This is a genomic window from Streptomyces colwelliae, from assembly GCF_048158785.1.
Lineage (GTDB): Bacteria > Actinomycetota > Actinomycetes > Streptomycetales > Streptomycetaceae > Streptomyces.
This window is the reverse complement of sequence record NZ_JBLTJC010000323.1, coordinates 1-11,964: the sequence shown is the minus strand read 5'-3', so window position 1 is coordinate 11,964 and position 11,964 is coordinate 1. Positions and strand designations below refer to the sequence as shown.

Here is an 11,964-nt window from a genome sequence, read left to right as displayed (position 1 = left end):
CCCCCAGGGACGCCCGCCCACGACGACCAATCGGCCCAACAGATCCTGCGCCCCACCGCCCACCGGGTCACGCTCGCAAGGAACCGGTGGACAAAGGCGGAGGTAGGACACATGAGGGCAGTCGCGGTGCTGGGCGCGTCCGTAGCCGTAGGACTACTCGCCTCGTGCGGATCGGCGGACACCGGCACGCGGACCATGGCACGGGCACTCCCCGCGGACGCCGCGTTCACCCACCCCGGAGTCCTGGTCAGCAAGGGGCAGTTGGACGCCGTACGCAAGAACGTCGCCGCCGGCAAGCAGCCCTGGCTGAAGGCGTACTTCGGGATGCGGGACAGCAAGTACGGGTCGTACAAGTACACGGCGAAGCCGTACGCCGACGTCGACTGCCCCTGGAACGGCAAGGCCGCGCACGGCTGTGTCGAGGAGCGCGAGGACGCGATCGCGGCGTACACGCAGGCCCTGCTGTTCAGCATCACCGGGAAGCAGCATCACGCGCTGAAGGCGCGGGAGATCATGGACGACTGGTCGGCGAAGATGAAGGAGCACACCTCCGACGACGCCGGGCTCCAGACCGCGTGGGCCGGTTCGACGTGGGTGCGGGCGGCCGAGATCGTGCGGTACGCGCCCGGCGCCGGATGGCCGGCGGACCGGGTGAAGCGGTTCGGGACGATGCTGCGTACCGCCTACGAGCCGGAAGTCACGAAGAACCTGCCGGACTACAACGGCAACTGGGATCTCGCGATGACGGACGCGGCGATCGGCATCGCCGTCTTCCTCGACGACCACAAGGCCTTCGACGCGGCCGTCGAACGCTTCCGTGACCGCGTGCCCGCCTACTTCTACCTCGCCAAGGACGGCAAGGTGCCGCTCACCCCGGCGGGCTCGAAGCTCACCACCCCGCAGAAGCTGACGACGTACTGGTTCAAGCAGACGACGTTCAGGGACGGCGTCGCCCAGGAGACCTGCCGCAACTTCAAGCACGTCGGGTACTCGCTGGCGGCGACCGCCCACATCGCCGAGACCGCCTGGCACCAGGGCGTCGACCTGTACGACGGGGTCAAGGACCGGCTCAAGGCCGCCCTCGAGTTCCACGCCCGCTACCAGCTCGGCGAGCCCGCGCCCGCCTGGCTGTGCGGCGGCAAGGTCGACCGGAACATGGGGCCCGACCTGGAGGTCGCCGTCAACCACCTGGAGGGCCGGCTCGGCGTGAAGGTGCCCGCCGCGCACAAGCTCGCCGAGTCCACCCGGCCGGCCGGCAGCGACGACCTCTTCGTCTCCTGGGAGACCCTCACGCACGCCGGGAACACCGCCGACTGACGGCGGACTGAAACCTGTGTGACTTCGGACCCCGCGGATGGCGTATAGTTGCAATCACAACGGCGCGGGGTGGAGCAGCTCGGTAGCTCGCTGGGCTCATAACCCAGAGGTCGCAGGTTCAAATCCTGTCCCCGCTACTAAGGCCAAGGGCCGGAATCCAGAAATGGATTCCGGCCCTTGGTGTTTCCCCCCTTTTTTGATCCCCCCGATCGGCCCATACCGCTCGCCGCCCTCCCCCCACCAGGAAAAACTGGATCCGTGGAGGAGGAGGGTCCGTATGTGCGAGCCGGCGGGCGCCTGCCCGGCGATCCCGTGCCCGACCCGGGCCTCGGCCCCGTCGAGGGACGCCGGATCTCCTGCGCCCGCACCTTCGCCCACCAACTGCCGGCGCTGCTGCTGATCGCCGGGGCGTTCTACGACTACCTCACCCCGCGGGACTTCACCGCGGCCCCGTTCTTCACCGCCGCCCCGCTGGTCGCCGCCCCGCTCTACTCGCGGCGCGGCACCGTGCTCACCGGCCTGGTCTGCGTCGCCGTCGTCCTCGCGATCCACATCAAGCTCGGCATCGTCCTCCACACCGACGCGATCACCGAGACGGCCACCGTCGCGACGGTCGCGGTCCTCGCCGTCCTCATCAACGCCCTGGTCCGCCGCAGCAGCGAACAGCTCGCCTCCGCGCGCGAGATCGCCGAGGCCGCCCAGCGCGCCGTACTGCCCGAACCGGCCGAGCGGATCGGCGGGTTCGAGATCGCGGCACGGTACGAGGCGGCGCAGGAGGGCGCGTTCATCGGCGGCGACCTGTACGCGGTGCAGGACACCCCGCACGGCGTACGGCTGGTCGTCGGCGACGTGCGCGGCAAGGGCATGGGCGCGGTCGCCGCCGTCGCCGTGGTCATCGGGGCGTTCCGGGAGGCCGCCGAGCAGGAGGCGACCCTGGAGGCGGTCGCCCAGCGGCTGGAGCGGGCGCTGGCGCGCGAGGGCACCCGGCGCGATGGGCTCGACGCGTTCGAGGGGTTCACCACGGCCGTCCTCGCCGAACTCCCGCATGGCGACGGCGTCGTACGGATCGTCGACCGGGGGCATCCGCCGCCGCTGCTCCTGCACGAGGACGGCGCCGTGCGCACGTTGCAGGTCCAGGAGCCCGCACTGCCCCTGGGAATGGGCGAGTTGGGGGTCTGGCCCGACCGCGCCGAGGAGTTCGCGTTCCCGGGCGGGGCCACTCTCCTCGTCCACACCGACGGGCTGTCCGAGGCGCGCGACTCCCGCGGTGTCTTCTACGACCCCGAGGAGCGGCTGGCCGGCCGGACCTTCCGGAGTCCCGAGGCGTTGCTCGGCATCCTCGCCAAGGAGGTGCGCCGGTACTCGGGGGGTGGCATGACGGACGACATGGCGATGATCGCCGTAAGACATCCATAGACGGACATCCGCGGCAGCTGTCACCGGGGGTGATCGGGTGAGCGCCCTCCGCATAACAACTGACATCCCGTCAATACCTGTGGGAATTCTGAGACTTGGCCAACTCGCCCGTTTTTCGCCGGTGGTGGGCCGTTCGTCCAGCAAGGAAAGGTTAATGATCAAGCCGAACAGCTTGGAAACGGGCGCCCGTGTCTATTAACGTTCGATAACGCAGCGCGGTCGTCCCAGCCGTCACAAGAGATGGCTCCGTGCGCACGCGCCGAATCCCGCAAGGGAACCGGGGAACCACCACTTGGGGTGAATCGCTCGTCGACCGCCGTGGCAACACGGCCGGTTTACGCGCGTAGGAGACCTTCCTGCTCCGAACCCGTCAGCTAACCCGGTAGGCGAGAAGGAAGGAAAGGAGCACGCCCACGTGGCGTCCAACCAGGCTGCCCCAGAAGCCCCTGTCGTCTACGGCGGTTACCGCCCCGACGAGGGCCCCTGGGAGGAGTGGAATCCCAGCGCGGAGTCCGTACCTCCCAACCGCGGCAAGCACCGTGTCGCCAAGCAGCGTGGTGGCGGGGGATTCGCCCGCAGCTCCACCGTCCTGGGCGTCGGTGTCATAGCCGCCGTCAGCGCGGGCGGTATGGCCAGCGCCAACACCGGCAAGCCGCCGGTCTCCATCTCCATGCCCGACCTGCCCTCCGTGGGCCACCTGCTGGACGACTCCTCCAGCAGCACCCCCAAGGGTTCCGCGACCGCGCTCAGCAGCGTCGGCGTGACCACCACCGAGACCGCCAAGGGCGCCTCGGACGCGGGCGAGCTGCTGCGCAACCGGATCATGGCGCAGGCCGAGTCGCAGCAGGTGCAGGTCGACGGCAAGTCGAAGGCCGCCGTCGAGGCCGCCGTCGCCAAGCAGGTCGACGACGCCGCCGCCAAGGCCGAGAAGGACGCCGCCAAGAAGGCCGCCGACGCGAAGGAGGCCGCGGAGGCCGCCGCCAAGAAGAAGGCCGAGGCCGCGAAGCTCGCCGAGCTGGCCAAGCAGTACACGCTGCCGGTCGGCTCGTACACGATCACCGGCACCTTCGGCCAGGCCGGCTCGATGTGGTCCTCCGGGTACCACACCGGCCTCGACTTCGCCGCTCCCACCGGCACGCTGATCAAGGCGATCCACAGCGGCACGGTCACCGAGGCGGGCTGGGCCGGGTCGTACGGCTACCGCACGATCCTCACCCTCGACGACGGCACCGAGCTGTGGTTCTGCCACCAGTCCTCGATCAACGTCAGCGTCGGCCAGAAGGTCTCCACCGGCGAGGTCATCGGCCGCGTCGGCGCGACCGGCAACGTGACCGGGCCGCACCTCCACCTGGAGGTGCACATCAACGGCGCCGCCACCGCGAGCGACCCGGCGCCCTGGCTGCGCAGCAAGGGCCTCAACCCCTGAGCGTCTGGAATATCCGGTTCCGGCCCGGCCGTTGAAGAGAGTCATGACTTCTCTTCGCAAGCTGGGCCGGTCCGATCTCGAGGTCTTCCCGCTCTCCCTCGGCGGCAACGTCTTCGGCTGGACCGCCGACGAGGCGACCTCCTTCGCCGTCCTCGACGCGTACACCGCCGCGGGCGGCAACTTCGTCGACACCGCCGACTCGTACTCGGCGTTCGTGCCGGGCAACCAGGGCGGCGAGTCCGAGACCATCATCGGCAAGTGGCTCAAGGCCCGCGGCAACCGCTCCGACGTCGTCATCGCCACCAAGGTCAGCCAGCACCCCGAGTTCCAGGGGCTGAGCGCCGCCAACATCAAGGCCGCCGCGGACGCGTCCCTGCGCCGTCTGGGCACGGACCACATCGACCTCTACTACACGCACTGGGACAAGGTCGAGGTCCCGGTCGAGGAGATCATCGGCGCCCTGGACGAGCTGGTGAAGGCGGGCAAGGTCCGGCAGATCGCCGCCTCCAACATCTCCCCGGAGCGCCTGAAGGCATCCCTCGACTTCTCCGACCGCGAGGGCCTGGCGCGCTATGTCGCGATCCAGCCGCACTACAACCTGGTCTCGCGCGACACCTACGAGGGCGAGCTGAGCGAGGTCGCCGCGCGGAACGGCCTGTCGGCGCTGCCGTACTTCGCGCTGGCCGCCGGATTCCTCACCGGCAAGTACCGCCCCGGTACGAGCGTGGAGAGCGCGCGGGCGGGGCGCGCGGCGCAGTACCTCGAATCGGAGCGCGGCCAGAAGGTGCTGACCGCCTTGGACGAGGTCGCCCAGGCCCATGAGGCGCCCGTGGCGACGGTGGCCCTGGCCTGGCTCGCCGCCCGGCCCACCGTCGCGGCCCCGATCGCCTCCGCCCGCACGGTCGACCAGCTCCCCGCACTGCTGGGCGTGGCCGAACTGGAGCTGACGGACACGGAGCTCGCGAAGCTGACGGACGCCTCGGCCTGAGGGCCGTCAGGACCGGTACGGGTTGTACAGGGGAGTCCCGTACGACCCGTACACCGGCGGCCACGGCGGCACCACCACCGGCACCGGCGGCGCAGTGCGCCGCGCCGCGTAGTCCAGCGCGGGCCGCGCCACCTCCCGGCGCAGCCCCAGCTCGTGCAGCAACTCCCTTTCCCGTACGGCGAAGTCGGCGCCGGCGCGGCCCCGCGCGGCCCGGTGCCGCAGGAACGCCAGGGAGGTCGCGTACGCCTCGTACTGGGCGACCGAGCGGGCCGCCGGCCGGCCGAGGTGGTGACGGGCGTACTCGCGGGCCAGCCGGCGGGCCTTCATCGAGCCGAGCACGAAGGGTTCTGACGGGGGCAGCCAGCCCGCGTAGACGTAGACGGGCAACTCCTCGCGCACGGTGCGCAGTTCGCGCTGCCGGGTCCAGACCGCGAGCCAGGTCAGCAGGCCGAACATGGGGACCATGAAGACGCCGTAGACCTCGAAGAAGCCGTACTGGCCGAACGTCGAGGAGCCGTTCCAGATCGCGTGCATGCCCATCGCGAGGAGCAGGCCGGTCAGCGGGACCAGGACGCGGCGGATGTGCTGCCGGTCGGGGGAGAGGGCGGCGATGCCGAAGCCGATGCCGGTGAGGACGGTGAACAGGGGGTGCGCGAAGGGGGACATGACGATGCGCACGAAGAAGGTCGCCGCGGTGACGGAGGTGAAGCCGCGGTCGCCGGTGAGCTGGTCGGTGCCGAAGGCGGTGCCGAGGTAGAGGATGTTCTCGGTGAACGCGAAGCCGGTGGCGGTGACCCCCGCTATCACCACCCCGTCGACGATCCCGGTGAAGTCCCGTCTGCGGAACAGGAAGACGAGGAGTACGGCGGCCGCCTTCGCCGACTCCTCGACGATCGGGGCTATGACGGTGGCGCCGAGGGTGTCCGCGCTGGTCGGATCAGCGGTGGTCGTCGCTATCCATCTGGTCGCGAAGCTGTTGGCGACGATCGCTATGAGGGCCGCGGCGCAGGCGCCCCACGCGAAGGAGAAGAGCAGGTTCCGCCAGGGCCCGGGGTCGACGCGGTCCAGCCAGCGGAAGGCGGCGAGGAGGAGGGGTACGGGTAGTACGGCGAGCCCGAGCCCGACCAAGAACCCTTCCGTACCGGTCTGTTGGCGCACGAGCGCGAGAATGACGAGCCCGGAGAGCGTCAGCAGGGCGATCAGCGCGCCGTACCGGACCCAGTTCCGCTGCCACCAGCGCACCCGCGGCCCGTGCCCGGGCACACCACCGGCGGGATGGCCGGGGTGCGGGGGGTTCGGCGGAAACGTGGCCACGGCATCGACCCTAACGAGGTAAGGGCACGGCCCGCGATGGAGCCTGGCGTCAGCGCTGGTCCTCGTGGGGTACGCGACGGAAGAGCAGATCGTTCACGACATGTCCCTTGTCCAGTCCCTGGCCCTCGAAACGGGTCAGCGGCCGGAACTCCGGACGGGGCGCAAAACCGCCGTCGGGTTGGCTGTTCTCGAAGTCCGGGTGCGCGTCGAGGACTTCGAGCATCTGCTCCGCGTACGGCTCCCAGTCGGTCGCGCAGTGCACGGTCGCCCCGGGCTTGAGGCGGGTCGCGGCGAGGGAGAGGAACTCCGGCTGGATCAGGCGCCGCTTGTGGTGCCGCTTCTTGGGCCAGGGGTCCGGGAAGTAGACGCGCAGTCCGTCGAGCGCGTCCGGGGCGAGCATCTCGCGGAGCAGGATGATGGCGTCCCCGTTGGCGACGCGGATGTTGGACAGGCCGTGGTGGTAGGCGAGGCCCAGGAGGTTGCCCTGGCCCGGGGTGTGCACGTCGGCGGCGAGGATGTTCGTCGCGGGGGCGTCGGCGGCCATCTGCGCGGTGGCCTCACCCATGCCGAAGCCGATCTCCAGCACGACGGGGTTGTCGTTCCCGAACAGCTCGGGGAGATCGAGGTTCCGTTGCCCGTCGATGTCCAGGCCCCACGTCGGCCACAGGCGTTCCAGGGCGTCGGCCTGCCCGGCGGTGACCCGACTCCGGCGCGGCTGGAAACTCCGGATCCGGCGTTCGAAGTGGGAGCCGGCGGGGTCGGGCCGGGGCCCGTCGGGGAAACGGGGTTCGCCTTTGGCCCGGGTGCGGTGTGCGGGCTCGGTGGGGGCGTCGGGGGTGTTGGCGGTGTCAGACACAATGCGTTGATTTTACGGGGCGTGCGCCTTTGCGTCTGCGTGGCTTGTGTTGTCTTGCGAGTGGCGGGTGCGTCGTGGCTGGTCGCGCAGTTCCCCGCGCCCCTAGGGGGTTGCCCGGCCCGGGGTTTGGAGTGGTCGTCGGCCATGGTGCAAAACAGCCAAGGCTCGGCGGGCTACCTCTCTGCCGATGGGTAGGGAGGCGGTGGCCGCCGGGCTTGGGGCGTTGAGGACGTGTACTGCCAGCGGCCCCTCCTTGATCAGGAAGTCGTCTACGAGGGTGCCGTCCCGCAGGACCGCCTGCGCCCGCACCCCGGCCGGTGACGGCACCAGGTCCTCCGCTGTCACGGCCGGGAGGAGTCGCTGTACGGCCTCCGTGAACGCGGCTCTGGACACCGAGCGCCGGAGTTCCCCCACCCCGTACCGCCAGTGCTGCCGGGCCATCCGCCACACCCCGGGCCAGGTCGCCGTCGCCGCGAGCTCCCGGGGGCGTACGACTCCCCAGTCGTAGCCCTCGCGGGCCAGGGCCGGTACCGCGTTCGGGCCGAGGTGGACGCTGCCGTCGATGCCGCGGGTGAGGTGGACGCCGAGGAAGGGGAACGCCGGGTCGGGGACCGGGTAGACCAGGCCCCGGACCAGCTCGGGTCGGGCGAGGGTGTAGTACTCGCCGCGGAACGGCACGATCCGCATCTCCGGGTCGTCGCCGGTGAGCCGGGCCACCTCGTCGCAGTGCAGGCCCGCGCAGTTCACCAGCACGCGGGCGCGGACGACGTCGCCGCCGGTCGCGGTCACCGTGCGGACGGCGACCCCGCGCTCCGGGCGCCGGTCGATGTGGGCGACGCGCGCGCCGTAGCGGATCTCGGCGCCGGAGGCCTCGGCCAGGTGCCGGGCGACCGCGCTGTAGTCGCAGATCCCCGTGGTCCCGACGTGTATGGCCGCCAGGCCGCGCACCTCCGGTTCGTACTCGGCGATCTGGGCGGCGCCCAACTCCCGGACCGGGATGCCGTTCTCCCGGCCGCGCTGCACGAGCGCGTGCAGGCGGGGCAGCTCGGCGCGCTCCGTGGCGACGATCAGCTTGCCGGTGACGGCGTGCGGGACGCCGTACTCCGCACAGAACTTGACCATCTCGCCGGCCCCGCCCACGGCATACCGCGCCTTGAGCGACCCGGGCCGGTAGTAGATCCCGCTGTGGATCACCCCGCTGTTGCGCCCGGTCTGATGCCGGGCGGGGCCGGCTTCCTTCTCCAGCACGGTGACACGCGTGCCGGGCGCGGCACGGCTGATCGCATACGCCGTAGACAGCCCGACAATCCCGCCACCCACCACGAGCACGTCACAGTCGTACCCGAGCACGTGCACCACCTCCCGGCTTCGATAGTGCACTGCACCACTGACAGTCACTTCAAACGCCGGGAGGCAGAACCCCCTAAGGGGCGCGGGGAACTGCGCGACAAGCCACGACGGACCCGCACGCGCAAATGCACCGCAACCACGCAGACGCCTAGGCGGGCGCCATCAACAGAGGTCGAGCCCTCTCCCGCAGCTCGACAACCCGCGGCTCATCCCCATACGGCTCCAGCCGGTGAAGAAGATCCTTCACATACTCGGTCGTACGGGCAGACGAGATACGCCCGGCAACCTCCACCGCCCGCACCCCCTGCTCACACGCCGCATCAAGATTCCCCGACTCCAACTCGGCCACAGCCGAGACGACAAGCCGAAGACCATGCGACCGCACGAACTCCTCCGTCGGCTTCGACAACGCCTGCTCCGTGAACCGCCGAACCTGACGAGGCGCCTTCAAATCGCGGTAGCACTCCGCGGCGTCCGCGGCGAACCGGTCGTAGCCGTAGAAGCCGAGCCAGGACGGATCGTTGTCGCCGTCGCGGGCCCGCTCCAGCCACCCCTCCGCGGCCTTCAGGGCCGCCCCGGCCGCCTGCGCGTCCCCCGCCTTCGCGTGGGACCGCGCCTCGACGAGCCGGAAGAAGCTCATGGTGCGGGCGGTCGCCAGGCCCCGGTTGCGCTCCAGCGCCGCCTGCGCGAGGTCGACACCTTCGTCACCGAAGCCCCGATAGGTCGCCTGCAACGACATCGAGGCGAGCACGTAGCCCCCCAGCGGCACGTCCGCCGCCGCGCGGGCAAGACGCAGCGCCTGGATGTAGTACCGCTGCGCCGCCTCCTGTTGGCCGGTGTCGAAGGCCATCCACCCGGCGAGGCGGGTGAGTTCGGCACTCGCGCCGAACAGGGCTCTGCCGACCTCGTCGGAGTACGAGCCGAGCAGCAGCGGTGCCGCCTCCACCCGCAGACACTCGGGCACCATGGACGAACGCCAGTCGCCGCCCCCGTACTTGGAGTCCCAGCGTCTGGCGTCCTCCGCGGCCTCCCGCAGCTTCTGCACGTCGCTGTGGCCGACTTTGAGCGGTGTCCCGGAGCTCTCCGCGGAGTTGGCTTCGCGCGCCACCGAACTGTCGGCCGGGGTTATCAGCCACCGTGAGGCGGGCGTTGCGTATGCGCTGACTGCGAACGACCCGGCGAGGGACTGCCAGATGCCGCCGGAACCGGCCCGGCGGCCGGCGAGGTCGAGCCGGTACAACTCCGTTGCGGAACGCACGGCTTGGCCGACGTCCCGGGGAAAGGCGAGGCCCACTTCCGGTGCGGGATCCGCGTCCGCCAGGCCGATCTCGTGGAGCGGCACAGGGCGGCCGAGCTTCTGGCCGATGGCGGCCGCGATGAGGTGCGGGGCGGCGCCCTGGGGCACCATTCCCTTCGACACCCAGCGCGCCACCGACGTCTTGTCGTAGCGAAGTGTCAACCCGCGTTGAGCGCCAAGGTCGTTGACGCGACGTGCGAGTCCTGCGTTGCTGATTCCCGCGAGGGCGAGAACGGTGCCGAGTTTTTCGTTCGGCCCGCGTTGCTCCCTGGACATGCGCCACCCCTCGACACAGACGGCTGCCGCGCTGGCATAACCACCCGGCATTCGTAAACCCAGCGTAGTTCGCCGCATCCCAAGCGTTAAGGGGCATTGTTCCGGTTGGCGGGATTGTGGTCCGTACGCGAGTGCGGGGTTTGCACGCAGGGTTGCGACGTGCCCCCGTCGTGTGGCCGTGCGCCCGTGTGTGCGCTCTTCTCCGGCCATCGCGGGAGCGCTTCGATAGATAGTGCGTGGGTCGGCCCGCTGTACTGGATCCAGTGGGCTGGGGGACACCGCCGCCTACATCCCCGCGGGCGGCGGACCGGTCCGGGAGGCGTACTCCGCCTCCCGGACTGTGCGCGGTGTGATGCGGTGCGCACGGCATGTACGGAGCGTGTGCGAGCCTGTGCCCGTAAAGCCGATTTGGCCGAAAATCGCCCCCGCCTCTCGGTGCCGAATACCGCTCCTACCACGGGAGTTGAGGGCGCGTTAGGTGTTTTGGGGGAGCGTATCGGGGGCGCATTCGCGTCGCGGACGTAGGGTCATGGTTGTCCGGTTGTCCCTCGTCCAGGGCGTCTTCACGCGATCTCAAGCGGCTTCTCCGGCCCTCCGGAAGGCGTCCTTCATGGCAGCATGGTGCCCAGTTCGTGCGGTGCACTGGTTGTCCACAGCCTGTGGAGGCGTCGATGCGGTGGTTGGTGGGATGGAGCAGTACCGCCGCTGGAGCCGCCACGATCGGTTCCGCGGGGGCGACCGGGCTCGACGGTGAGACGGTGCACCCGGTGGGGTCCCAACTCCTGTGGGGCGACCCGGATCCGCTGTGGGCGGTCGGCGACTGGCGGCCCGACGAGGTGCGGGTCGTGAAGGTCGACGCGGAGACGCGGATCGCGGTCCTCGGTACGTGCGGCGCCTCCGACGAGGAACTGCGCCTGAGCCTGTTCTCCGCGCGCGGAGGGGCACTTCGGCATCTGACGGCCTGGTCCGGCAGTTACACGGCGGTCGTCAAGGTCGGCCGCCGCACCATGGTCTGCGGTGATCTCGCGGGCGCCAAGCCGGTGTTCTACACCCCCTGGGCCGGCGGTACGGCGTACTCCACGGCCGCGCTCCCGCTCGCCGACCTCATCGAGGCCAACCTCGACTTCGGTCACCTCGCCGCACTTCTCGCGGCCCCCGACGTGCCGGCCGCGCTGCACGACTCGACGCCGTACGAGGGCGTACGGCGCATTCCGCCGGGGCATGCGCTGGTCCTGCGCGCCGGGGCGCGTGAGATCGCCGGGTACGAGCCGGTCGCCTCCCTCGCGGTCGCGGCGGCCGCCGTAGACCCGGACAGCGCGGTGGACGCCGTACGGGACGCGCTCGTCGAGGCCGTGCGCGCCCGCCTCTCCGCACCCCGGCACGTCCCCGACATCGACCCCGGGCCCGTCCCCGGCATGGGCCCCGCAGAACGACGTGCCGCGCGCGGGATGCCCGTCCCCGGGATCGGCGCCGACCTCTCCGGGGGCCCCGCCTCCGGGACGCTGGCCCTGCTCGCCGCCGGCCTGCCGGGAGCACCGGGCACGGTCCTCGGCCACGGCACCGGCGCGGGCGAGCGCCTCCTCGCCGTCACGTTCAACGATCTCGCCGTCCCCGGGCGCGAGTCCGAGGTGGAGCGCGCGGGCACCCTCGCGGCCAACCCGCGTCTGCACCACGTGGTGGTGACCGGCGCCGAGGACATCCTGCCGTACGCCGAACTCGACGGC

At 70.8% G+C, this 11,964-nt stretch carries 8 protein-coding genes, 1 tRNA gene, 1 pseudogene and 1 riboswitch; of the genes and pseudogenes, 6 read left to right on the top strand and 4 right to left on the bottom strand.

The features are described 5' to 3' along the window. Nucleotides 1-111: 111 nt before the first annotated feature. From ACNFOC_RS41550 to ACNFOC_RS41530, 5 genes are all read left to right on the top strand, one after another. Complete coding sequence (locus ACNFOC_RS41550) at nt 112-1,317, top strand: alginate lyase family protein (RefSeq protein WP_416964202.1); 1,206 nt, start codon at nt 112-114, stop codon at nt 1,315-1,317. Between the two features lie 63 nt (nt 1,318-1,380). Beyond that, nucleotides 1,381-1,454, top strand: a tRNA-Met gene (locus tag ACNFOC_RS41545). 121 nt (nt 1,455-1,575) lie between these two features. Continuing rightward, on the top strand, nt 1,576-2,733 hold the full coding sequence (locus ACNFOC_RS41540) for a PP2C family protein-serine/threonine phosphatase (RefSeq protein ID WP_416964201.1): 1,158 nt from the start codon (nt 1,576-1,578) through the stop codon (nt 2,731-2,733). Between the two features lie 247 nt (nt 2,734-2,980). Next, nucleotides 2,981-3,137, top strand: a riboswitch (cyclic di-AMP (ydaO/yuaA leader). Nucleotides 3,138-3,148: 11 nt separating this feature from the next. After that, the gene (locus ACNFOC_RS41535) at nt 3,149-4,159 is read left to right on the top strand and encodes a M23 family metallopeptidase (protein WP_416964200.1); all 1,011 of its coding nucleotides are present in this window, start codon (nt 3,149-3,151) and stop codon (nt 4,157-4,159) included. 43 nt (nt 4,160-4,202) lie between these two features. Further along, nucleotides 4,203-5,147: an aldo/keto reductase gene (locus ACNFOC_RS41530; protein ID WP_416964199.1), complete on the top strand. Its 945-nt coding sequence runs from the start codon at nt 4,203-4,205 to the stop codon at nt 5,145-5,147. A gap of 6 nt (nt 5,148-5,153) precedes the next feature. Here the strand turns inward: ACNFOC_RS41530 and ACNFOC_RS41525 are convergent, their stop codons facing one another. The 4 genes from ACNFOC_RS41525 to ACNFOC_RS41510 all read right to left on the bottom strand — a co-directional run bounded on the left by ACNFOC_RS41525 (nt 5,154) and on the right by ACNFOC_RS41510 (nt 10,240). Continuing rightward, complete coding sequence (locus tag ACNFOC_RS41525; protein ID WP_416964198.1) at nt 5,154-6,461, bottom strand: PrsW family intramembrane metalloprotease; 1,308 nt, start codon at nt 6,459-6,461, stop codon at nt 5,154-5,156. A 49-nt stretch (nt 6,462-6,510) separates the two neighbouring features. After that, nucleotides 6,511-7,317, bottom strand: coding sequence for a tRNA (guanosine(46)-N7)-methyltransferase TrmB (gene trmB, locus ACNFOC_RS41520; RefSeq protein WP_416964197.1), 807 nt, complete (start codon nt 7,315-7,317; stop codon nt 6,511-6,513). 102 nt (nt 7,318-7,419) lie between these two features. Beyond that, complete coding sequence (lhgD, locus tag ACNFOC_RS41515; RefSeq protein WP_416964196.1) at nt 7,420-8,667, bottom strand: L-2-hydroxyglutarate dehydrogenase; 1,248 nt, start codon at nt 8,665-8,667, stop codon at nt 7,420-7,422. Nucleotides 8,668-8,815: 148 nt separating this feature from the next. Next, nucleotides 8,816-10,240, bottom strand: coding sequence for an NsdA family TPR-like regulatory protein (locus ACNFOC_RS41510; protein ID WP_416964195.1), 1,425 nt, complete (start codon nt 10,238-10,240; stop codon nt 8,816-8,818). A 671-nt stretch (nt 10,241-10,911) separates the two neighbouring features. Between ACNFOC_RS41510 and ACNFOC_RS41505 the strand changes: the two are divergent. Continuing rightward, nucleotides 10,912-11,964 (top strand): annotated as a pseudogene (locus tag ACNFOC_RS41505) (asparagine synthase-related protein); the annotation flags it as partial.

What these genes read in the sequence shown, in the direction of transcription:
- ACNFOC_RS41530 (WP_416964199.1), top strand. Translation starts at nt 4,203, where the DNA reads ATGACTTCTCTTCGCAAGCTGGGCCGGTCCGATCTCGAGGTCTTCCCG.
- ACNFOC_RS41510 (WP_416964195.1), bottom strand. Translation starts at nt 10,240, where the DNA reads ATGTCCAGGGAGCAACGCGGGCCGAACGAAAAACTCGGCACCGTTCTC.
- ACNFOC_RS41550 (WP_416964202.1), top strand. Translation starts at nt 112, where the DNA reads ATGAGGGCAGTCGCGGTGCTGGGCGCGTCCGTAGCCGTAGGACTACTC.